Genomic DNA, 23,104 nt, shown 5'->3' with positions numbered 1-23,104 from the left:
GCCTCTTCGTGAGTTGTAGAGCTGTCCGTGCGGGTCTTGGAGACCTTCGACGGAAAGGTCTTCCGTCCGGATGGGCAGCGTGGCGACGCACCCGGATGTCCGGAAGGTTCGCCCGGGTCGCAAGTGAGGGAAAGCCCGCTCGGAGGTGGTCTCGGGCATTTATGCTGGTCGGCCATCACGTGGCTAGCGTCCGGTCTTCATCCGGTCCGGACGGTATCCGTTGGGGTGGAGGGAGCCAGGGGGATGCCGCAACATCACACGGATTCGATCGAGGATCCGGTTGAGAAGTTGGGCACGGAGCTAAACGCCCTCTACAGGGCAGCGAGAGAGCCCTCCTACGAGGACCTGGTCAAGGCCACAGGCACGGCCAGGTCCACCCTGCACGAATGGGTGGCTGGTGGATCCGTCCCGGCATCGAAGAACCGGTTCGCGACACTGATCGCTGTGCTGCGGCGCGTTGCCGACCGCGAGGGCGTCCCGTACGAGCGTCACTCCGACGCCTGGTGGGAAGAGCTGCGGCGGCGGGCATGGCGCCACAAGCAGACGGCAGCCAAGCATGGCCGCCGTCCCCCACCGCGTCTCACAGTGGGCTACGTGCCGGTGCCCGTCGACTGCTATGAAAACCGGGCCGGCCTGCGTGACCTGCTCGAGACGTCCGCACCCGGCCGTACGACCGTGCTGGGCCAGGTGATCACCGGCATGGGCGGGGTGGGCAAGACCCAGTTGGCCGCCGACTATGCCCAGACCGCGTACGACGAGGGCGCAGTGGACGTGCTCGTGTGGATCACCGCCTCCTCCCGAGCCGCGGTCACAGACGGGTTTACCGATGCGGCCGCCCGGCTGCTGGGCGTTCCGCACGACGATCCGGGCGCTGCGGCCGCGTTCTTGAACTGGCTTGCTCTTGCACCCGGGACGAAGGACAGTGGCCAGGTGCCAGGCGCTCGGTGGCTGATCGTCCTGGACGACGTGCCGCAGCCGGAGGCGTTACAGGGGCTCTGGCCGCCCGACGTGCCGCACGGGCAGACCCTGATTACGACTCGTAACCGGGACGCCGCCCTCATGGACTCCAACCGGCGCCGCATCGATGTCGGCTGCTTCAGCTCCGAGGAGGCCTGTTCCTACCTCGACGCGAAACTGGCCACCCACGGTCGGCGGGAGGCCCCGGATCAGGTCGCGGGCCTCGCGGAGGACCTTGGACGGCTGCCGCTCGCCCTCTCCCAGGCCATCCCCTATATGGTGAACCGGCGGCTGGACTGTGCCGCCTACCGCGCCCGTCTGGCGGACCGCGCCAAGACCTTGAACGATGTTCTGCCCGCGGCCGGCGGGCTGCCCGACCAGCAGAGCAGAACCGTGGCCGCGGCCTGGGACCTGTCCATCGAGCTGGCCGACCAGCAGCCGCCTGTGGGTCTCGCCCGCCCGGCCCTGCACCTTGTCTCGCTCCTCGACCCGAACGGCGTTCCCGGCACGGTCCTGACCGCGGAGCCGGTCCTCGCCGCGCTTGACAGTCACCACACGACCCGGCTGGCCTCGGGCGTACCGTCCCCGGACGATGTCCAGGAGGCGCTGTGGAACCTGCACCAGTTCAGCCTTGTTGAACACACTCCGGAGCACCCGTGCCAGACCATACGTGTGCACCAGCTCGTCCAGCGCGCTGTTCACGAACGGCTCCCGGACGCCGTCAGGCGAGCCTGGATTGCCACGGCCGCGGACGCCCTGCGCGCAGCCTGGCCTGAGGTCGAGCGCGACGTCGAGCTTGCCGCGGCCTTCCGTGCCAACACAGACGTGCTGTATCAGCGTTTCCCCGAGGCCATGCGCCAGCCCGTCGTGCACGACGTGCTCTACCGCTGGGGCCAGAGCCTAGGCGAAGCAGGCCGCGCGGACGCGGCACGCGACCACTTCCAGCGCCTGATTGACGCGCTGGACCCGGAGGTCGGGCCGGATCACCTCTACAGCCTGAGCTCGAGGAACCACCACGCCCGCTGGCAGGGCGAGGCGGGTGATGCGGCGGGCGCTCGCGACGCCTTCGAGGCGCTGGTCCCCCGCATGAGGGCGGCACTCGGAGACGACCACGCCCAGACGCTTATCGCCCGCAACAATGCGGCCTACTGGCGGGGACGTGCGGGGGACGCCGCAGGCGCGAGCGATGGGCTGGCCGAGCTCCTGCCGGACATGGTCCGCAAGCACGGCCCCTTCCACCGCCGCGTTTTCGTAGTCCGCGGCAACTTCGCACGCTGGCGGGGCGAAGCAGGAGACACGGCAGGTGCCATCGCCGCTCTGACCGAACTCCTGGAGGACAGCCACAGGGTTCTCGGCCCCGAAGACCCGGGCACCCTGGCCGCATGCCACGATCTCGCGGCCATGAGAGGCGAAGCTGGTGACGCAGCCGGCGCGGCCGAAGCGTATCGCGAGTTGTTGGCTGTCCGGCGCAGGGTACTTGGCGATCACGACCCCAACACCCTCCAAACTCGTAGCAATCTGGCCTACTGGCTGGGGCAGGCCGGCGACCCGGCTGCCGCGGTCGCGGCGTATACCGAACAGCTGGAGTATCAAAGCGCCTTACTCGGCGCGGAACACCCGGGGACACTGGCAGTCCTGAACAACCTGGCGGGCATGCGAGGGGAGTGCGGCGACGTGGCGGGTGCCGCACGATCGTTCGCCGAGGTGGTGGCACTCATGGAGCGGGTGTACGGCGATCATGCGCCCGCCACGCTGACGGCGCGGAACAACCTGGCCTACTACAGGGGAGAGTCGGGCGACAGCACCGGGGCCCTCGACGCCTTCACCAAGCTGCTATCGATCCAGGCCGAGACTTTAGGCAAGGCACACCCCCATACTTTGACCACCCGCAACAACCAGGCCACCTGGCTGGCCCGCACCGGCGACCCCGCCGCGGCCGCCGATGCCTTCGCAGCCCTGATCGGCGACACGGCGCAGGTGCACGGGACTACTCACCCCATGACGCTGACCGTGCTCGCCAATTTCGCGGGGTGCCTGCAACAAGTACGTAGCGTGCGGGCAGCCGTCCGGGCGCTGACGACCGCCCTGTCCTGTGTCGAGCGGCTCTACGGCGTACACCACGGCCTTACCCGGCTCCTCCGAGCCGAACTCGTGCGCCGACGGAGCGAGGGAACCAGCAAGAAGAAGCGTTGAGTCGACAGTGAGGGGCTTGCCAGGGCGGCGACGGCGGCCTCGCTGGGCATGTACCGCCGCTGCCGAATCGGGGTCGGCGACGATCTCCTCGTACAGGGAGCGCCGGGCGGCCTCGCCGTCGCCGCAGTGGGCGAAGGCGCGGCGCGTCCAGGTACGCGGTGAAGCCGTTCTCAGCCGCCCAGCCGCGGGCTGCGGCGAGGCCTTCTTCCCAGGCGACGTCGTAGTGCGAACCAGACCATGCCCAACCGTTCCAGCTGCGCCACACGGTCGGGGCACATGGTGCCGCGGGCGTAGTCCCTTCGAGCGTCGGCCACCCATTGCCCCAGTGGGAACGCGGCGAGCGAGGCCGGCCACCCCTCGCCGACCTCCGCCTCTTGCTTCTGGTCGTCGCCGCCTGCGGCGGGGAGCTGCCTTCGCTGGCAGCCGTTCTTCGAGTGCTCCGAGCGCTCCGAGTGCGTCCTTGACTGGATCGTTGCCTGTCAGCCCCGACTGCGGGCCTGTGGTGACGATTTCCACCAGGCGGGCGGTGATGCCCGAGACGGCGTCGTCCGGGATCAGGTCCGCCTGCTGGCCGGTCACCGCTGTGGCTGCGCTGCATACCCACCCGCCCGCGGCGTCCCAGCTGCATACCCACCCGCCCGCGGCGTCCCATAGACCAGCTCGCCGTTGATGCGGACTACCACAGTTGTCTTCCGAACGGGGCCCGTCCCACCCAGAACACGGCCAGGGTGTTGAAGGGCATCGGGGGTCCCTGATACCCGGCCCCTCTGTTCAACCGCCAGGAGCTGGTCCTGTTCCACGGTGGCGTCTGGATGAAGAGAGTGATCACAGCAACTGCGTCCAGCACTGCTCGTGCACGCCAGCTGGTCCAGCACTCACCTGCAAGGGTTAAGCGGGTCGCACTCGTGAGTCTTCGTCGCGATGTCCCGGTTACGCGGGTGGCGTAAGCCCTCGGATCGAATCGTCGAAGGCATGCAGGTTCTGCAAGGCCTGGTTGCCAGGACTTCCCACTGCCACGGCAAGGCCCAAACTTTGAACCAGCGCGTGCGCTGCCTTGCTGATCTGATCCAACAGATGAGCGTCCATCTGGAACACCCGGCGGGACTCGACGGGCAACTCTTCCCATTCGGTACCGAAGTGGACAGCTGTAGAGACGAGATTGACCACCGCTGTGCTGAGCACCGCCACAGCGCTCTCGGTACTGGCCCGAGCTGCGTCCGTGAACTGCCTCTCCACTCCCGCAGCATCTGCCACACGGACGCTCACCGTCAACGACGTCAACCACTGCGCCGCCTGGAGCAACGGCTGCCGTGTCGGCCATGGAGGTAGTGGCTCGATCAGCTCCGCAATCTTCCGCATGTCGCCCGCCCGCATCGCCCAGGCAAGCTCTGCACCGAAGAGGGCTGGAGCTCTAAGCTTTGCCTGCCGCAGGGCATCTGCTTCGGCCTCGGTATTGACCCGAGGTACATCCCTGTCCCTCTTCCGGTGCCACGGCCACCGCAGCCCTGTGCCGGTCAGTTCTGTGCCTGTGAGGTCTGCGCGGATCAGTTTTGTGCGGGTCAGGTACGCGTTTGTCAGGTTCGCGCGGGTCAGGTCTGCATCCGTCAGGTTCGCGCGGGTCAGATCTGTACGAGTCAGATCCGCATCTGTCAGGTCGGCGTGGCTCAGGTCCGCATCCGTCATGTTTGCGTCCACGAGACTCGCACGGGTGAGGTTCGCGGACCGCAGGTCTGCGCCGGTCAGGTCTGTGCCGCTTAAGTCCGCGCCAGCCAGGTTCCGGGGTGGGTCATCAGCCGAGCGCGGCTGGGTGAGGTATCGAGCATCCGAGACAGCATGTGTGGGCGGCTCCTGGTCAGCGGAACGCTCGACGATGCCCTTGGCGGCGCTGTCGAGGGCAGCGGAGGGGGCATCGGGGCACGCAAGGAAGAGCAGGCCGCGTACGACGTCGGCCCGTCGTTGGGTCTCGGTGTCGTCCACCACGGTCTCCAGAGTAGGGCGGTCAAGCGCTTTGAGCACGGAGTTGGCAGATTGGGCAGCGACCTCCCGGAGTAGCGAGAAGGATGCCGGTAGCGTCGTTTTCGGCTAGGCGCTCTCGTTCTTTGCGAGAGCTCGCCTCTGGCCGTGCCGGGTCTGCCATTAACCGAATCTGGACTTCCATGAAGTGCCGCTCGGCGGTCTTCCAGTCTGGCCGGGGCGTCTGATTGGGGTCCGCGTCGGCTTCGGGATGAAGGTTGCCAAACGCGGCGACGGCTGTGGCGGTGTCACCGCCACGCTGGTGCAGTTCGTGGAGTGTGATCACGTGGTGCCGTCCCCGGAACCCGTGGGGGGACGGATGGTGAGGGCGCGGAGCTCAGCGATGACGGCGTCTAAGTCTCGGGCTTGGTGCGCTGCGATCTGGGTGGTGATGAGGTAGCCGGCGGTGCCCCCGACGAAGGCGGGTATTGCTGCCCAGCCTGTCACCGAGAGCGGCCACGCTACCCACTGAGGGTCCGTCTTGGCTGGTGAGGCGATACCGATGAGGACCTCGTACGCGGTTACCCAGCCCATCAGTACGCCGCCCACGACGAAGAGACTTGCGCAAGCTGCGAACACCACGGCTGCACGGGTGAGCAGCCAATATGGGAGGCGCCCTAAGGAGTATCGGCGGGCCCACCAGATGGCGAGCCTTTGCCCAGGGGTAAGCCGGGGAGGCGGCGCAGCTGGAAGTGGTGCGGGCGACGGCGCTGACACGGATCCAGGCTAGGGGGCTTGAGTCCCGTTTGTGGGTGAAACCGATGGTGAAACACCGGAGGGTTGAGACAACCCGGAGGCCACATAACGCCGTTCAGCGCGGTCGCGTCCGGCAGCTGCACGGCCCGGCCACGACCTCCGGAAATGACGGCCCCATTTCGGTGCCGCGCCTGGAGCGCAGCACCGTCCCACTTGGGCTCGGCCGCCCAGCCCGGCAGCAAATCGGGTGTGGGTACGGACGTGCTCAGCATCGGCTCCGGCAACGTCCACGTCACACTGGCTCCCTTCCACCGCACAACGACGAACCACTCGCCGTGCCACTGGAAGACGGGGTGCCGGTGTCGCCGGCGTGTCGCGTGGTCTGCCGCACGCGGTCCGCTATTGTCAGGCCAGGGACGGCCTGGAGGCGAGCGATCCGCCCGGGCGGAGTCGTAGGAGTCCCAAGGGTGGGACCATCCGGACGGCCCTTGGAAAGTACCGGGATGTGGACGCTACAGCTCTGTGCCGTGGTTCTGCAGCAGCTTGGTGAGCGCTGCTGAGGCCCTTTGGGCCTCGATCTCAAACGTTGCGGGATCGCGTTTGGAGAGGCGCTGGTAGACAGTCAGCGATTCCCGGGCCATGCCGGTGGCCCGGGGCACGGCGACACCCCCGATGAGCAGGGTCGCTGCGAAGCCCTGGAGCAACCGCGCCAGATGGGGCTCGTGGGTGGCGGGGTCAGCTTCCGCGAGCCGTTTGCGTAGCGCCACGGCCTCTTCGGCATGCGTGAGGGCCTCGTCCCAGTGGCTGATGCCGGCCAGGGCGACGCTCAGCTTGCTCAACACCATCGCCAGGTCCGGCGCGTAGGTGGGATCGGCTTCGGTGATCGAGCGCAAATCCTTGACGGCTTCCCTGCCAGCAGTCACCAGGTGACGCAGGTCCCCGCCCTCGGTCAGAAGCACTCCAAGGTTGTAATGTGCCGTGGCGAGCCGCCGGTTCCATCGTGCAGGATCTTGGGCGGCCAGCCGGCGGTAGAGCAGAACGGCGTTCTGAGCCGTCCCGCTGGCCTCGGCGTGCCGCCCGACGGCCCCCAGTGCGCGAGAGAGGATGTTGAAGGCCGCGGCCAAATCGGGTTCGAAGCGCGGGGGGTCGGTTCGCGTGAGCGCCAGGAGCAGGCGCACGGACTGCTCGCATGCGCTGAGCGCCTCCACCGGCCGTTCTGCCGCGAGTAGGCACTTGTGCAGTGTCATGTAGGCAGCCGCAAGTCCCGGCCGGTGCAGGCCTGCATCATCGCGGGCGGTCGGCCGCGCTGCGCCCTGCTGGTCACCGGTCAGTGCGAGGTAGCGTTCGACTGCCTCCTCGGCCGCGTCGATCCCCTCGGCCGGTCGGCCCGCGTCGGCGCAGGTTCCGGCGAGTCGGTCAAGCGCGCTCGCCAGCTTCGCTTGATGCGTGGTGGTTCCGGTGGCCGCGAGATACCGCAGGATGCCGACGGCCTCTCGTAAGTTCGGCAGCGCTTGCGTAGGCTGGTCGCAACGCCGGAGGTGGTTGCCGAGGTTGATCAGCGCGGTCGCCAGTGCCGCATCGTGGACGACGGGTGTGCCACCTGTGAGTGGGCGCAGGAGGGACACGGCCTCCTGAGCGGCGTCCAGCGCTTCCTGCCGACGTCCTGCACGCTCCAACCGGCTGCAGAGATTAGTCAGTGCCGCTGCAAGAGCCGGCTCGTGGGCGAGCGGCTCGTGAGCGGCCAGGTCACGCCGGAGCGCGACCGCTTCCAGGGCTACGTCGAGAGCCTCGGCGTCCCGGCCGACGGCCGCCAGGTCGCGCCCCAGGTTGGTCAGGACACCGGCGAGTTCTAGCTGGTACGCGGCTGGATTGGCTTCTACGGCCTGACGGTAGAGAGTGACCGATTCCAGGCTCGCTTCTAGGGCTTGTTGGCGTCGGCCCATTTTGGCCCAGAGGAGTGCCGCCCTGTTGAGGGCCGCGGCGAGTGTCGGCTGCCAGGTGGCCGGGCGGGCGGCGGTGAGATCACGTAACAGAACGAGCGCAGCGTCGGTGGCTGCAAGCGCCGGGCCGACCCGGCCAACATCGGCCAGCATGCCGCTCTGGTTGGCGAGTGTGATGGCGAGGGCCGCGTTAGCGTGCTCGTCACGCACCGTAGCGGACCGGTAGAGGCGCGCCGCCTCGGTGGCCGCGTCGAGGGCTGCTGGCAGGGATCCGGCTGCGAACAGCGCGTTGCTGTAGTTCACGAGCGCTTGGCCCAGGGTGGCGCCGTCCGCGGTCGGCCGACGGTGGACCTCCACGCTCTCCCGCCCGGCCTCGACCGCCTCCGCGATCCGGCCGCACCGCAGAAGCGCGGCGCTGAGCATGTTGAGCGCGTGACCGAGGAATCGCGCGTTTTGACCGTCTTCGTCCCCGGCGCGTACTAGCCGACGCCACCAGGGGATGCTTTCCTGTAGGGCGTCGACTGCTTCGGTGATTCGGCCCGCGTGCAAGAAGCGGAAGGGGATGTCCGGGTCGAGGAGGACGGCCAGCCTGGCCGGTTCGTTCTGGGCCGCGCCAAGGAGGTCACGGGTGCGTCGGGAGACCACACTTGCCATGCCAGCATCCAAATCGGCCTGCTGGCTGTCGGGAAATCGTGCCACGACAGCGTCGAGGACGTCGATGTCGAGGTCCGGTACGTCGGCCACGGTCGTCAGCGCGGCGCTGCCAGCGTCAACGGCGAGGCCTGGATCCCTACGCAGCAATGTGTTGACCGTGGCCGCAACGTGCGGCCACCTTAGCGCCGCCGCAGCTAGGAACGTCACCGACCTCGCCGTGTAGGCCGGTGCCGAGCCGTCGTCGCCGCGGCCCAGCAGCTCGCTCAGTGCGTCGGGCGCCCAAGGATCCGGGTCATACCCCTCGATATCGTGACCTGGCAGGCTGAGTGCCAGGAAGTCCTCGGCGAGTCGGTCCGGGTAGAGCGGCTCCAGGACGGTGCCTGCGTCGAAGGGCGGATAGCAGAGCCGGTGGTCGTCAAGTAACTCCTGGGCCGGTACAAGACCGGCGGCGTCCAGTACGGCCAGACCGGCCCTCTGCGACAGCGCGCCAGTGAGCGTCGCCACGAACGCCACCCGGGCGAGTTCCCGCGGCCGGGACCGCAAGGACCCGGCATCGAAGTGTCGACGCCAGGTCATGTGCTCCCGGTCCAGCAGGTACGCTGCCAGCGCCTCGGGCCGTTCCGGTAAGGACGAGCCGAGTTGCCCACCGTATGCGGTGACCAACGCCGCCATGTGCACGGTCAGCACGGTGTCATAGGCGGAGCCGCCCGGACCGGTCAGCGCCGCCGACACCGCCGTTTGGGCCTGCGGGGACTCCGAGGTCGCGCGCGCTACGGGCGTGGCGATGCCCGCGGGCTGCGGGGATCGCGGCGTTGACGCACCGGGCGGCGCAGCGTCGAGCAGCGTGGCGAATCGGTCGTGGGCGATGGCGAAGTGTTCTTGCCGGGCAGCGGCGGTCGCGCAGAGACTAGTGAGCCGTCGTTCGTCGGCCTCGACGCGGATCTCGGCGAGTTCCCCGCGCACGGCCGGCCACCACTGCACGCTGCGTCCGATGAGCAGCACCCGGGCCGGGCGGCCCTCCTGCAGTATCGGATCGGATAACAGCCGTACCAACTCTGTATGCGGCCACCGGTCGGCGTAGTCCACCAGGAGGAGGGTGCCGCTCTCTTCGTCCTGGCTGTCCGTGGGTAGGCCAGGTTGGGCCACCTCGTATGGGAAGCTGAAGGACGCGGTGGTGCCGTAGCGCGCGGTCAGCACCGACCACCTGGCCGCTGCACTCTGGGTGGCGAAGCGGTGGGCAAGACGGGTCTTGCCCTGGCCGCCCACTCCATGCAGCAGCCGAACCGCCAGGGATTCATGCGGTGAGTCCCGCCACTCGGCCAAGTCCCGGAGTTCGGCATCACGGCCGGTGAAGGGGACGAGTTCGGCACGGGCGTCCAGGAGCCGGCTCGGCATCCCGCGCAACCACTGGGGGTCGACCGGAGTCGCGACGGGAAATGGATCGACACGGTACCGGGGCGGCTGTCGGTGGTAGTTGTGCTGGGTGTTATGGACGTGCACATCGCCTGCGACCTGCGTGATCCGGGCACCGTCGTACGCTGTGGCCCGCTGGATTCTCCGATCCCTTCCCGGCCCTCGCACTAGTCCTCCGGGGAGTCCTGGTCACCACCGAACTGGGAAATCTCTCCTTCGTCCGCAGCTCTTGCCCGCTGATCCACCTCATACGAGCCCTGTTGAGAGGCTGCGCCGCGCCTCCGAGCGCCTCGTCTGCCGCCGACCTGGACGACACGTCCCCTTTTCGTAGCGTCAGCCCGCTGGTTCACCCGCCACCGCACCCTGCTCTGTGGGCTCTGTGGTGAGGAGCCTCCCGGCTCGACAGCCATGACGGCGCACACGCTCACTCCGAGGCCTGCCACGCCAGCAATCGCCGCAGGAACCCCAAGATACGCATTCGCCCTGTCGAGACCGATCCAGGCCACCAAAGCCACAGCAAGGCCCACCACGGCCAATACCGACCCCACCCAGACCACAGCACGCCGACGCCCCGTCACGACACCCATCATGAGCCAACCCAGTGGCTAGCAACACGCAATTCACTGACAAACCTCCTCCATACACGAACTGGCTCAGCCGTCGCCTGGCTAGATCGGTCGGACTCCTTCAGGAATGCACGCTTTGGACCAACTTTGCGCTGAGGACCAGGCACACCAACTCCTCGGTGGCCGTATGGCAGGACGCAGGCGATTCCGTCTCGGGTGACTTCCATGCGCGGGAGAGTGCACGTGTCGGCGGCTTACCGTCTCGGGCTGCCGTGACGGCCCGCCTGGCGGGCGCCGCGGTAAAGATCCGGTTATGGCCTCCCGCCCGGCGGGAAGCAGCTCGGATCCCGCTTTTCCGCACGTCAATGGCGGGTTCCATGGCCCGGTGATCAGCAAAGTGGAGGTCCGCCCTCGCCCGACGCGCCGAAGACACGCGGCGCCGCCAAGCGCAGGAGGCAGCCGAACGCGAGGCTCAGCGGTGTGCGCCGACTGCGGAACCAAGTTCACTGACGATCGGTGGAGACCAGCATCGCGGTCGACTGGGACCGCGGGGACAGCCACCCGCACCTGTGCGACGACTGCAAGACCCGGGCGCTCGAAGCGGAGCGGCAGGCCGAAGAGGCCCGAACGCGAGCGCCAGGAGCAGGAGCGCCAGAGCAAGGGGCGGCACAGGACTCGAAGACAGGCGGCTGGCTCGGACGCTGGCGCAGCTGACCCCAGCACCCCACCCCGGCAGCACGGGGGCTTGCCAGGGCCGCCTGGGCAAGCCCCCGTTGTCGGTTGCGGCCGCGAGGCTGGAGAGCATGGGCAGCCGCCGCGCGGCCGGATCTACGGAGCCGACCACGACCACCCGGGCCCGAAGCCGGGACGCATGGTGTAGGAATCGCTCGCCTTCGAACCGCAGTTCGGGTCGTTCCCGGGCAACCTTCGGTGGTGAGGAGGCAACGGTCCCCACGCTCGCCGCCCAGACGTCGGTAGAACTCCTCGGCGGGGAGATGGGAGACCACCCGCACCTCGGTCAGGCCGGCCGCCCTGGCGGATTATGTGCTCGATGAGGAGCCGGGCCGACACCTCTGCCCTGAGCAGGTTCTTTTGATCCGTGGCCGTTAGCCATTGCGCGTGACCTTGTACGCGGACAGTCCGTCCTCGGTTCGTTCGAGTACGGGTCCAGTGCGGCGACAGAAGCGCTCTACCAGCGCATTCCAAGGGGCGTTGAGATCCGGCTTCGCTGTGTCGGGGGTGTCAGGTGGGCGGGGCGGAGCGGTGGGCGGCTCGGTAGCGCGAGGGCGGAAGGCCAAAGCGGCGGTGGAAGGTCAGGCGAAGGGTCTCTGCGGATCCGAAGCCGCAGCATGCGGCGATGTCGGGCAGGGACAGTGTGGTGGTGGTGAGTAGGTGGGCGGCTGCTGTGAGGCGGCTCTGGCGGACGAAGCGGGCCGGGGTTTGTCCAAGGTGGTCGGTGAACAAGCGGGTGACGTGGCGGACACTGATGTCGGCGATGCGTGCGAGGGCGGCGGTGGTGAGATCCGCAGCGGGGTGGGTGTGAATGTGGTCGACCAGGCGCCGCACGATGTCGTTGTCGGGTGGAGGAGCGGTGGTGAAGACGCTCATCTGGGCCTGGGTCCCGGGGCGTTGGAGGTAGGTAACCAGGTGGCGGGAGACGTGCCGGGCGAGGGTAAGGCCGTGGTCCTCCTGGACGAGGGACAGCATGAGGTCGAGTGCGCTGGTGATGCCCGCTGACGTGGCGATGTTGTCGGCGCGTATGTAGATGGGGTCGGCGTCTACCTGGACGCGGGGGTAGCGCTCGGCGATCTGGTCGGCGAATGCCCAGTGGGTGGTGGCGCGCAGACCGTCCAGGAGCCCCGCGGCGGCCAGGAGGCTGGCGCCGGTGCACACCGAGGTGACACGGTGGCTGATGCGGGCCAGTCGGCGTACGTGGGCGACGATCCGCTGATTGTTGGCGGCCTGGTCCCAGCTGAGGCCTCCGGCCACGACGAGGGTGTCCAGCGGGCCGGCGAATTGCTCCAGCGCCTGGCCGCTGTGCAGGACGACGCCCGGCCCGCAGGTGATCGGGCGGCCGCCAGGAGAAAGGATGGTAACCCGGTAGGGCACCGGCAGCTCGCCGACGAGGTTGGCCAGGGTGAACGTGGTCGTCACACAGGCGATGTCGAGGAGTTCCGCGCCGTCGTAGCAGACGATTGCAATCGATCTTTCCTCCACGCAGGCGAAGCATAGGCCACCGGACGCCGAATCCCACACTTCCGGACCTGCTTGTGCGGAGGCGGAGACTCCGCACCATTCGAAGCTCACCCTTGCTGTCACCAAGGGTTCGAGCCTGACGTGCACGAGGAGGTGTGCGCGGGCGCCGCCCACTTCGCAGCCACGACGAGGCTCAACATGCCCTCGTCGCCTGTGCCTGTGCCGGGTGCGCGACGTCCTCGCGTTCCTTGTCGGCCGGTTCTTCGAAGGAGCATTCGCCGCCATGTCCGTTGTACCACCCGTGCTAGAGCCCGCGGCGCAGGCGTTCGCCGAGGCGACCGCCCAGCCGCCGTTCCTGTTCGACCTGGGCCCGCAGCTGGGCCGTAAGACCGTCGACGATGTGCAGAGTCCGCAGATCGAAGTGCCCGGCACGGCCAAGGAGTCCTTCGAGGAGCCAGCGCTGACCGTCTTTCGGCCCACGGACGCCGTCGGCCCGCTGCCGGTGATCCTCTACATCCACGGCGCCGGCTGGGTGTTCGGCAACCACCACACCCACGACCGTCTCGCCCGTGAGCTCGCCGCTGGCACGGGTGCCGCCGTGGTCTTTCCGGACTACAGCCTCTCGCCCGAGGCGCGCTACCCGACCGCGATCGAGGAGAACTACACCGCCGTCCGCTGGGTGCTCGAACACGGCACCCGCCACGGCCTGGACGTCTCCCGCATCGCCGTGGCCGGCGACTCCGTCGGCGGCAACATGGCTGCCGCGCTCACACTGATGGCCAAGGAGCGGGGCGATGTGCCCCTGGCCGCCCAAGTGTTGTTCTATCCGGTCACCGACGCCGCCTTCGACACACCCTCCTATGAGCAGTTCGCGGAAGGCTACTTCCTGCGCCGCGACGCGATGCGCTGGTTCTGGGACCAATACACCACCAGCGACACCGACCGCGCCGAGATCACCGCATCCCCGCTGCGCGCCACCACCGAGCAGCTCACCGGCCTGCCCCCCGCCCTGGTCATCACCGCAGAAGCGGATGTCCTGCGCGATGAGGGCGAGGCCTATGCGAACAAGCTGCGCGCCGCCGGGGTCCCCGTCACCGCCGTCCGCTACCAAGGCATCATCCACGACTTCGTCGTGCTCAACGCCCTGCGCGAGACCCACGCCGCCCAGGCCGCCATCACCCAGGCCATCAACTTCCTGCGCACCGCCCTGAGAGTGGAGAACTGACCATGACCGTGCAGTCCGACCTGGCCCAGGTCGAGGCCGCCAACGCCAGCGGCAAGCCCCCAGTGGTCTTCATCCACGGCCTCTGGCTGCTGCCCACGAGCTGGCAGCGCTGGGCCCACGTTTTCGCCGCCGCCGGCTACGCGCCGGTGGTGCCCGGCTGGCCGGACGACCCCGACACCGTCGAGGAGGCCCACGCCCACCCCGAAGTCTTCGCCCGCAAGAGCGTCGGCCAAGTCGCGGACCACTTCTGCGAGCTGATCGGCAAGCTCGAACGCAAGCCAGCCGTCGTCGGCCACTCCTTCGGCGGTCTGATCACCCAGTTCACCGCGGGGCGCGGCCTGTCCGCCGCCTCCGTCGCCATCGACCCTGCGCCCTTCCGCGGTGTGCTCCCCCTGCCCGTCTCCGCACTGCGAGTCGCGAGCGTCGTCCTGGGCAACCCGGCCAACTACCACCGCGCCGTCCCGCTCACCTACGAGCAGTTCCGCTACGGCTTCGCCAACGCCGTCCCAGAGGAAGAGGCACGACAGCTCTACGACACCTACGCCGTCCCCGCGTCCGGTGAACCGCTGTTCCAGGCCGCGGTCGCCAACCTGAACCCTTGGACCGAGGTGAAGGTCGACACCGACAACGCCGACCGCGGCCAGCTGCTCATCGTCTCCGGCGAGAAGGACCACACCGTTCCGTGGGCCATCGCCAACGCGTCCTACCAGCAGCAGAAGAAGAACCCGGGGGTCACCGAGATCGTCGAGATCCAGAACCGGGGCCACTCCCTGACCATCGACAGCGGCTGGCGGGAGGTCTGCGACACCGCCCTCGCCTTCATCAAACGCTTCCACTGAGCGCAAATCCCCGTGCTTCGCGCGCGGCCGTCCGAGCCGAAGTCCGTGGACAGCTCACTGTCACCGACCCAGCCACCTTCGTTCACATCCTCACCGAAGGTATGGGCAAAGCCCGCTCCTACGGAGTTGGCCTTGTCCTCGTGCGTAAGTAACATTTCCACCGGGGTATCCGGCCGGGCCCGCCCTCTACCCCTGGGACGCGAAATGGCCTCCCGGCGTCACGCGGGCCGGGAGGCCGTCCAGCTCTTCCCCTCACCAGTCCTGCCGAGCCGGGTCGTGGGGGCGCTTCAAGGAGGTCCCGTGTCGGGACCATCCCAGTGTGACCGCTGCGGCGCCGGGCGTTCCCGCCGGGCCTGCCGGCGCTGCTGCGGGGTCAGGCGTTGGTGGGGCGGTTGTGAGGTGTTGGGGCGTCGTGCCGGGCTCGGGCGTCTGTGCGCCCCCTCGGCCCTCTCCCGGCCTTCGCTGGCACGTCGCACGGTCGAACACATGGGGGGACACCAGGGAACGGGCGTGTGTGGGGCGTGGGGACGGCACGGACTGCCCGAACGGGGAGGACGCGGTCATGGACGGGGTGCGGTGCGAGGAGTGCCAGCACTACTGGGAGCACGACGCCACGGAGCCGGGCCGTCGGGCGGTCGCGGATGACGGGTTGACGCGGCCGGTGGGCGATCCGCGGGAGGCCGGCCCGGGCACGGCGGCATGAGGCGGTGCGGTAGCCGTGCGGGGGAGGCAGGGCTGTAGCCCCCGCCCTGGATGGTGGAGAGTATCCGGGCCGCACGACTACCGCGAGCGTGACGCTACGCCCCACCAGGCACGCCTATCACCCTTCAGCTGCTCGGCGTCGGGGGCTGCCAGTGCTCGCCCAGCGTGTCGTACCGGCGGCCCGGCTCCCGGTCCTCGGGTGCGGGGGCCTTCGCCTCGTCCCGCGCAAGGTGCCGGTCCCCGGCATCCTGCCGCCTTACGTGGATGAGCTGGGCGGGGTCCCACTTCATCTGCTGCCGGCCAGTGCGTTGCCGCATGTCCGCACGGCTGTCGAAGTCTGCTTCCTTGCGCGGGGCGTCGCACGGGACGCCAGGTTCGGCTCGGCAGGTGGGGCACCGGTGGGCGAGGGCGTACACGTGGGGTGGCGGAAACGCTGGTGGGGTGTCGGTCATGCGCTACGGCCTTCCTGAGCGGTTGGCAGGCTGGGGTGGTCTTCCCGTTTCGCATGTTGGCAGGGAATGGTGACGGCGAGGTCACGGACTGCTGTGGGGGTGCTGAAGTGAACTTCGTGTTCGAGTGCGGGTGGTGCGGCGCCGACTGCGTCGTGTGGGGGGAGCCGGTCATCTCGTGGTGGACGCAGAAGTACCGGGTGGACGACTTCGACTGCTGGAACTGCGGTACGACGTGCACCCGCACGACCCGCCCTGGACCGAGGCCTAGCGACTATCGGTAGAGTGTCATGCCACCTTTCCTGCGGTCCCTTGCGTGTCCTCGTTCTTCCTGCGGCACGAGTAGTGCTCCGGTAGCCCTTCCGGACCCGGCAGGCTCGCAGGCGCACCACAGCCGAAGCGGCATAGCGGGATCGGCCGTCCCGACGCGTCGACTGGAACCTCGGCAGCCTCCGCTTCCTGGGCGGGCCGACTCTCAAGGACGATCGTGCGGCCCCCGCGCCTTTCCTTCGGTGCAGCTCGCGCTTCTGATGCTGGCCGGTCTTCGGTGCACTGGTCCCGGCGGTCTCCCTGCCGGATCGATGGCGAGCGCTCCTTGTTGTCCAGGGCAGGTCCGTTCGCTTCCAGGTACTTATGCCAGTGGTCAGCGGGAAGCCAGCCGTGATGGCCTTTGTGCTGGAACGAGACACGCTCGCCGGCCGCGGCCGCACGATGAACTGAGTCAGGGTCAAGCCGCCCGTTCCCTCGAAGGTCCTTGACTGATGGACGGGAACGAGGATGCGGTGCCAGCCTGAGCAGTACCCCGTGTCAGTGGGATTCTCCGGGTCGTATGGCTTGTCCGGGCACCGGGTAATCGCGCCGCTTGGGCTGCAATGGCCCTCTTCGATGACGAAGTTGCCGTCTCGTATCGCGATGGGGCTCTTCTGTACGCGGATGACGGAGGCTGGCAGGTTCGGTGTGCGAACGTACGGAACGGTCCCGACGCCCGAGTGGTCGGGGTCGGTGAAGTCCCACACGGACTGGATCCCACCGCGGCGCCGGAACCCTTCTCGTGCACGCATTCCGCGGGCGGTCTGCTCACTCAGTTGAGGCTCGTACCCAGGACGATGCCGTTGGCACCGCTGATACGGACGTCAAGGCGAGCGTGTCCCTCGGCGGTCGGCGACTCGATGTCCGCGCGGAAGCCGTGGTCTTCGGAGTCCTTCGCAACGCGTTCCTTGCGGGCGAGGTGCTCGTCCGACTCGTGGCTTATCGGCTTGTCTCCTGGTCTGCGGTAGTGGGAGGCAAGCCATACGCCGTCACGGTGGACCAGGTACATGGGGACGCGCCGGCCCCGGAGGTCCCGGCAGTCGGGGCAGATCAGTCCGCGGCGTTTCGACGGGGACGCGGCCACGCATGCGAATGAGTTCGTCCAGGAGACCCTCGCCCTGCGGGAGACCGAGGTCTGGCCGGTCCAGGTCGAGGTTGCGACCGGCCGGTTCGTAGAAGACAGGGTTACGGAAGAGCTCTTCGTCGCTGTCGGCTCAAGGCCGTCGTCCATCGGTACCCCCAGCAGCCGCCACGAGTAGGACCAATAACGCTACGGGGTCGGTCTGACAATGGTGGCTGAACTGTAGAAACGGTGCAAGAGTGGAGGAAGCGCCAGCGCTCCCAGGCCGGACCCAGGAGCGCGGGCGCGGTCGGTCAGGTCTGCGCCATGTCGACGAACCGGCCGTAATGGCCCTGGAAGGCAGTCGTGATCGTGGCCGTCGGTCCGTTGCGGTGCTTCGCCACGATGAAGTCCGCCTCACCGGCCCGCGGGGAAAGCAGATCGTAGGCATCCTCGCGGTGCAGAAGGATGATGATGTCCGCTGCAAAGGTGATCGCTCCGGACTCCCGCAGGTCGTCCAGCATGGGCTTCTTGTCCCACCGCTGTTCCGGGCCTCGGTTCAAATGACTGGTCGCCACGATCGCCACATCCAGCTGCCTGGCCAGCGTTTTCAGGTCCCGGACGACGTCTCCGACCTCTCGCTCACGCAAGTCGCTGCGCTTCTCCGGGCGGATGTCCTGGATGCCGTCGACCGCGACGAGCTGGACCCCGTGCTCTTCCACCAACTCGGTCACCTCGTCTTCGAGCTTCCGCATCGTCAGTTGAGCCGGGGACTTGATCCACAGGGGGGCCTCAGAGATCTTCGGCATCACTCGGGCGAGTCGGGTCCAGTCCTCATCGGTCATGGTGCCAGCGTGGATGTGGTGCCGGGCAACGCGGCCTTCCGCGGACTTGATCCGGGTGATGAAGTGCGTGCGGCTTTCCTCGAGCGTATAGGCCGCGGTGGGCACGCCCAGCTTGATTGCAGTGTGGCGGCACATGTCGGTGAGGAGGGTGGACCGACCGAGACCAGGCCGGGAGGCGATGACCATCAGCCGGCCTCCAAGGTGGCCGCCCGTCAGTGAATCCAGGTCGGTGAAGCCCGTGGAGAGGCCGCGGATCCTGTTCGGCTGCTGTGGGTGCTTGCGTGATCCGACGGCCTCAATGTCGTCTAGGACATCGCTCAGGAGGTCCCCGATCCGGTCGCCGTCGGTGTTGTGTGTGGTGCTCTCATCGTTGCTCATGATCCCCCCAGGGAAGCCGCGCTGAGGATGCACGGTATCGGCTTGGTCTCGCTTCTCATCGACGTGCTCGAGGCCGGTTCATCAAAGCCCGCCGGGCCAGGGCCCGCTGCTGGTCGGATACGTCCGTGATGACGCCTCTCGAGGCGCCGGTACGGGCCTCTCAGGGAGCTTCGGCGGGGCTATCCGTTCCAGCGGGGCCGCGGTCCGCTCCGGGGCCTTGGCGGGTTCCTTTGCGGCCCGCTCGGCGCGCTTGTCGACGGCCCGCTGCTGGCAGGGCCGGCATGGATCCCCGGTGTCGACATTCGTCCGCTCGTCACACCGTGGATCCCCGCACTCGGCATCCCGCCGCAGCATCGTGATTAGAACCCCCACGGGCCGCTCGAGTGGGCCGGCCGCGTCCCTCGAGGCGTAGTGCTTGTTCCACTTCGGCAGCAGCCGGCACTCGACCAGTTGCCCCGGCGTGCGTTCCTCCGGCTGCCCGATGGCCAGGGGCATCGAGGACCGCCGCCTTCAGGTTGGCAGGCGGGTTCGCTCGTACGACGTCGGCGAGATCCTTGGGGAGCGCCTGCAAGAACGCGGTGACGTGCTGGCGCTGTACTGGGGTGAGGGAGGGTGCCTCTATGTTCTTCGTCAAGCGATCCGTGGGGTTCGGGGCTCGTAGAAGGTTCCGTCGCGGAGCATCGCGAACAGCACGTTGATCCGTTGTCTGGCCAGGCGGAGGAGGGCCTGGGTGTGTGTCTTGCCTCGGGCTCGGCAGCGGTCGTAGTAGGTGCGGGAGGCGGGATCGTGCAGGGCTGCGAACGCGGAGAGGAACATCGCGCGTTTGAGCTGCCGGTTCCCGCCCCGTGGGGCGTGTTCGCCGTGGATCGAGGTTTCCGATGATTTGGTGGCCGGTGCAAGGCCGGCATAGGAGGCCAGGTGGGCGGCGTTCGGGAACGAACTGCCGTCGCCGACGGTGGTCAGGAGGACTGCGGCGGTCCTGACGCCGATGCCGGGCATCGAGACATCCGATCGGTCTATGGCGTCAAGCCGAGATCGATAGTGGGGTGGGGAAGGCAGTGTTCTCGTCGTAGTTCTGGCGTGTGGTGAGACAGTGGTGGAGCTGGCCGAGGAGCCGGTTGAAGAGGTTGCGCAAGGCGGCTGTGTGCCGGTCCCCGATACTTCGGCGGCGGTCGTAGTGGCCGCGGGCTCCGCGGGATCCGGACAGCGCGGCGAAGGACCAGACGTAGCCGACCGCGGCCAGCCGCTGGTTCTTCACCTTGCGGTGGTGGACGATCAAGCTTTTGCCGGAGGCCCTGGTGATGGGGGCCGAGCCGGCGTATGCCTTGAGCGCCCGGCCGTCGGCGAACCGGGACCGGTCGTCACCGAGCTCGGCCAGGATGCGGGCTCCGGTGAGTTCGCCCAGACCGGGGAAGCTGGTGATGATCTCCGCGTCTTCGTGTTCGGTGAACTTCTCGGCGCATGCGGCGGCGAGGTCGTCGGCTGCCTGGGCGGCGGCATCGAGTTGCAGGACGAGTGCCCTGACCTGCCGCCCGAAGGCTTCCTCGACCCGCGGGAGCTGACGCATGTGCGGCTCGCGCAGGACACCGGCGAGGTGCTCGGCGCGGGTTTCGATGCGGCGCTGACGGCCGGCCTTGCGCAGCAGCGAGCGAAGCCGCGCCTTGCTCAGCGCGGCAGCCGCGGCCGGAGTGGGAGCCGCGGCAAGGACAGCGCGGGCCTCCGGGTGGGCCAGGCCCAGGTTCTTGACCTGGAAGGCGGCCAGTGCCGCCGGGAAGAACTCCCGTAGCAAAGACCGGAGTTGGTTAGCCAGCTGCTGGCGGTTCCAGACCGCGTCTTGCTGGGCCCGGGCCAGGACGGCGATGGCCTGGATGTTTCGGAGTCGGCGGGCAACGGACGGTGATGGTCCGCGTCCGTGCGCAGGACGTTCGCTAGGGCGAGGGCGTCTGCGTGGTCCGACTGGCCCGTGCCACTGAACGTCGCTCACGATAGCGAGCGACCGCCATGGGGTTGATGGCGTAGACGGGGCGGCTGGTGGCGCGCAGGCAGGCCACCAGCAGACCGCGGGAGGTCTCGATCGCGACGGGGATCGGATCCCCGGGCTCATCCCCGGCCTCGGCGAGAAGTTGCTGAAGGGCTTCCAGCCCGGCGAGGTCGTCGCTGATCCATTGCTTGGCGACCAGATCGCCCTGCTCGTTGACCAGGGCGACGTCGTGGTGGCCCTCCGCCCAGTCGATGCCGCAGAAGATCTTCAAGTAGGCTCTCCTCGAACGCAGATGGTGCAGGAGCCAGTGCAGGGAAGCGCCGCGCCCTAATGGGAGGACTCACAGGTCCGGCATCCGATTGGCAGTTCGCATCCCCAGCGGTCGGCAAAGGCCTCGCTCTGTATGCGGAGCAGGTGGCTCTGGTGTCGATGAGAGGTCTCCTTGCCGGCGGCTCGGAAGACGCACTACCCAGCGGATGATCACGACGTGCCGGATACGGAGGGCCGGTTGCGCGCAGCCTCAATGAAGCAGGAGTCGAGCTCCGGGTCAGGACCAGACGTCCTCCGGCCCTCCGTCACCGTCGTGCACCGCCATTAGGTCAGGACCGGGGAAAGAGGGTGGGCCTCCAGCAGGGCCTCGATCTGGGCTTCCAGGGCCCGGCGTTGTTCATGGACGGCGGCCAGCGATTTGGCCAGCGACGGAACGATCACGTCCAGAGTTCCTGTGCCGGGAACGACGACGGTCTGTTCGTCGAGAGCGGTGAAGATGTCGTCGACGAGCCGGGTGGCCATGCGCGGGGCTCTGGGCCGGATCACCTCGACGAGCTTGCGGCGGCCGGCCTTGCGCAGAGCGGCCGGGGATCCGTAGCGCTCCAGCAGCCAGGTGATGGCCGGGTGGTCCAGACGGGGGCCCAGGACGCGTTCGAGGCTGGGGTGGAACTGGCTGAGCAGGCCGCGGATGCGGTTGGAGGTGCGGTTGGCCTCGCCGGCGAGGTCCTGGTCGAAGCCGACCAGCATGGTCAGCTCGGCGGTGATCTCGTCGGCGGGCTCGAGGGAGCGCAGGGTGTGGGGCATGGTGCGGGCGGCGTCTGCGATGACGGCCGCGTCGCGTGCGTCGGTCTTGGCCTCGCCCGGGTAGAGGTCGGCGATCCTTCGCATGGCGAGTCCGGGCAGGTAGGCGACCTTGCAGCCGGCGTCGCGGGCGACGGTCAGTGGGAGGGCGCCGATGGAGGCGGGCTGGTCCACGACCACCAGGACGGTCCCGAACTTGGCCCTGAGCTTGTCGAAGACGGCCCGCAGCTGGGGTTCGCCGTTCGGCAGGGTCTTGTCGAAGACCTTCTTCCCGGCCGGGGTGAGTCCGTGGCCGTGATGGTTGCTCTTGCCGACGTCCAGGCCGAGGAAGACGCCCGTCTCGTCGATGTCGATCACCGTGCCCCCACATGCGTCGATGCCGTGCCGGCCTCGGCGTTGGGGCCGTTCGCGCGCATCCACGTTATGCAGACCTGCCGCCCGCGAGTGGCCCGGCATTGCGCCGGGCCGGGCGGTGGCCAGACCTCTGATCAGCGTCTGTGACGGCACCCCTCGGGCCCGGTGACACCACCCCCCAGGTCATCCCATCGACAGGGGGCAACAGTCATGCCGGGCCCGGAGGCCAGCGGCCCTCTTGCAGGACCGCGAAGAACATAACGGGGAATGCCTGGCTGCGTCACTTTCCGCTCTCGTCGTCTGTCCAGGGCCGGAGGCGTTCGCCTTCCAGACTCTGCCGCAGGGCCGGAGGGATCACCCAGGCCCCGGCTTCGTCCAGGGTGTACGCCTTCGCCAGCACCTGGCAGGGTGCCAAGCAAGTTCAGCCGCCGCATGGTCGATGCCAGGCAGAACACCGATGCAGGCAAGGCTCTCAAGGGCTTCTATACCTACAGCCGCGTCCTGGAAGGGGACCGGTTCCTGGTATGGATCAGGTAGACCCAGCCAGATGACACCAGACGAGGCCACCGTGAACGAGCCAGCCCGTACCGGCACAGCCCTGGTGCACGCCGAGTACCACCTCTTCCAGATCACGGACCCGCAAGGGCCTGTGGCCGACGACCTGGACGCCAGCCGTACCGGCCTGGTGTCTGCCGACGGCGGAGTCATGGAGGTGACCACCGGGATCCACACCGGAGACGTTCAGGTCACCGTCGAGCCGCACCCTCGGCGGCCCGACCCTGCCCGGGGCTGGGAAGAGATCGCTGAGATCTCCTGCCATTCCCTCTCCGGGGAGCTGCTCGTAACGCCCTTCATGGACGATCCTGCGGATCTGCCCTCGCTGGCCTCCCAGGATTCTGGCTCATACCGGCTGCGCGTCCACGCGCGTGGCAGGGACAGGGCCGTCGACCACACCACGGTGGACGAAGTCGTGGAGTCGTACCTGATCCAGAGCTGGCCCGCGGCACATCAGGACGCGTCCCTGGTCAAGGCGACAGACGCCTACGGCTCCCAGGTACGGGATCAGCCGGCCGACGACACCATCGTCATCGACCATGAGGACTCACTCGACACGCAGGTCGGCCGGGAACGCGACATCCTGCGCCGAGCACAACGCGGCGAGTACTCCTACTGACCTTCAAAGCGTGGTGTCGTAGGGGCTGACGCCTCATGATCCCTGCGGTATGCCGACCGTATGAGGTATGCGCAAGGGGGCGGGCTGAC

13 protein-coding genes and 4 pseudogenes are annotated in these 23,104 nt (G+C 68.2%); 5 read left to right on the top strand and 12 right to left on the bottom strand.

Annotated elements, in window-relative coordinates:
• The first annotated feature begins 243 nt into the window (after positions 1-243).
• Positions 244-3,150, top strand: coding sequence for an FxSxx-COOH system tetratricopeptide repeat protein (fxsT, locus tag ACFYOV_RS32780; protein ID WP_389094127.1), 2,907 nt, complete (start codon positions 244-246; stop codon positions 3,148-3,150).
• A 170-nt stretch (positions 3,151-3,320) separates the two neighbouring features.
• Here the strand turns inward: fxsT and ACFYOV_RS32775 are convergent, their stop codons facing one another.
• From ACFYOV_RS32775 to ACFYOV_RS32750, 6 genes and pseudogenes are all read right to left on the bottom strand, one after another.
• The gene (locus ACFYOV_RS32775; protein ID WP_389094126.1) at positions 3,321-3,464 is read right to left on the bottom strand and encodes a hypothetical protein; all 144 of its coding nucleotides are present in this window, start codon (positions 3,462-3,464) and stop codon (positions 3,321-3,323) included.
• Positions 3,465-4,080: 616 nt separating this feature from the next.
• Complete coding sequence (locus ACFYOV_RS32770) at positions 4,081-5,130, bottom strand: pentapeptide repeat-containing protein (protein WP_389094125.1); 1,050 nt, start codon at positions 5,128-5,130, stop codon at positions 4,081-4,083.
• Between the two features lie 315 nt (positions 5,131-5,445).
• Positions 5,446-5,742: a DUF6313 family protein gene (locus ACFYOV_RS32765; protein ID WP_389094138.1), complete on the bottom strand. Its 297-nt coding sequence runs from the start codon at positions 5,740-5,742 to the stop codon at positions 5,446-5,448.
• Positions 5,743-6,371: 629 nt separating this feature from the next.
• Positions 6,372-9,848: a tetratricopeptide repeat protein gene (locus ACFYOV_RS32760; protein WP_389094124.1), complete on the bottom strand. Its 3,477-nt coding sequence runs from the start codon at positions 9,846-9,848 to the stop codon at positions 6,372-6,374.
• A 1,479-nt stretch (positions 9,849-11,327) separates the two neighbouring features.
• Positions 11,328-11,522 (bottom strand): annotated as a pseudogene (locus tag ACFYOV_RS32755) (GNAT family N-acetyltransferase); the annotation flags it as partial.
• 152 nt (positions 11,523-11,674) lie between these two features.
• Positions 11,675-12,649 carry a GlxA family transcriptional regulator gene (locus ACFYOV_RS32750; protein WP_389094122.1) on the bottom strand — a complete coding sequence of 325 codons (975 nt, stop codon included), beginning with the start codon at positions 12,647-12,649 and terminating at the stop codon, positions 11,675-11,677.
• A 262-nt stretch (positions 12,650-12,911) separates the two neighbouring features.
• Between ACFYOV_RS32750 and ACFYOV_RS32745 the strand changes: the two genes are divergently transcribed.
• Genes ACFYOV_RS32745 through ACFYOV_RS32735 form a run of 3 tightly spaced genes read left to right on the top strand, consistent with a single transcriptional unit; the run spans position 12,912 to position 14,844 of the window.
• On the top strand, positions 12,912-13,853 hold the full coding sequence (locus tag ACFYOV_RS32745) for an alpha/beta hydrolase (RefSeq protein WP_389094120.1): 942 nt from the start codon (positions 12,912-12,914) through the stop codon (positions 13,851-13,853).
• A 2-nt stretch (positions 13,854-13,855) separates the two neighbouring features.
• Positions 13,856-14,692, top strand: coding sequence for an alpha/beta hydrolase (locus ACFYOV_RS32740; RefSeq protein ID WP_389094118.1), 837 nt, complete (start codon positions 13,856-13,858; stop codon positions 14,690-14,692).
• Positions 14,641-14,844: a type I-E CRISPR-associated protein Cas6/Cse3/CasE gene (locus tag ACFYOV_RS32735; protein ID WP_389094137.1), complete on the top strand. Its 204-nt coding sequence runs from the start codon at positions 14,641-14,643 to the stop codon at positions 14,842-14,844. Before ACFYOV_RS32740 ends, ACFYOV_RS32735 begins: the two co-directional genes overlap by 52 nt.
• A gap of 675 nt (positions 14,845-15,519) precedes the next feature.
• On the opposite strand, the gene ACFYOV_RS32730 is transcribed toward ACFYOV_RS32735, so the two are convergent.
• The 6 genes and pseudogenes from ACFYOV_RS32730 to ACFYOV_RS32705 form a co-directional block, all read right to left on the bottom strand.
• Positions 15,520-15,711 carry a hypothetical protein gene (locus ACFYOV_RS32730; protein WP_389094116.1) on the bottom strand — a complete coding sequence of 64 codons (192 nt, stop codon included), beginning with the start codon at positions 15,709-15,711 and terminating at the stop codon, positions 15,520-15,522.
• A gap of 1,213 nt (positions 15,712-16,924) precedes the next feature.
• Positions 16,925-17,236, bottom strand: a complete 312-nt coding sequence (locus tag ACFYOV_RS32725) for a hypothetical protein (protein WP_389094114.1) — start codon at positions 17,234-17,236, stop codon at positions 16,925-16,927.
• A 290-nt stretch (positions 17,237-17,526) separates the two neighbouring features.
• On the bottom strand, positions 17,527-18,435 hold the full coding sequence (locus tag ACFYOV_RS32720; RefSeq protein ID WP_389094112.1) for a replicative DNA helicase: 909 nt from the start codon (positions 18,433-18,435) through the stop codon (positions 17,527-17,529).
• 630 nt (positions 18,436-19,065) lie between these two features.
• A pseudogene (locus tag ACFYOV_RS32715) lies at positions 19,066-19,437 on the bottom strand (transposase); the annotation flags it as partial.
• Between the two features lie 22 nt (positions 19,438-19,459).
• Positions 19,460-20,687: pseudogene (locus tag ACFYOV_RS32710) on the bottom strand (IS110 family transposase).
• A 326-nt stretch (positions 20,688-21,013) separates the two neighbouring features.
• Positions 21,014-21,844: pseudogene (locus ACFYOV_RS32705) on the bottom strand (IS110 family transposase); the annotation flags it as partial.
• A gap of 544 nt (positions 21,845-22,388) precedes the next feature.
• On the opposite strand from ACFYOV_RS32705, the gene ACFYOV_RS32700 reads away from it, so the two are divergent.
• Positions 22,389-23,015: a hypothetical protein gene (locus ACFYOV_RS32700; RefSeq protein ID WP_389094110.1), complete on the top strand. Its 627-nt coding sequence runs from the start codon at positions 22,389-22,391 to the stop codon at positions 23,013-23,015.
• Positions 23,016-23,104 lie beyond the last annotated feature (89 nt).

Origin of the sequence: Streptomyces sp. NPDC005931 (assembly GCF_042871235.1) — a bacterium.
In the GTDB taxonomy this organism is placed as follows: domain Bacteria; phylum Actinomycetota; class Actinomycetes; order Streptomycetales; family Streptomycetaceae; genus Streptomyces.
The sequence above is the reverse complement of the archived record's forward strand: the minus strand, read 5'-3'. Positions and strand labels throughout refer to the sequence as shown.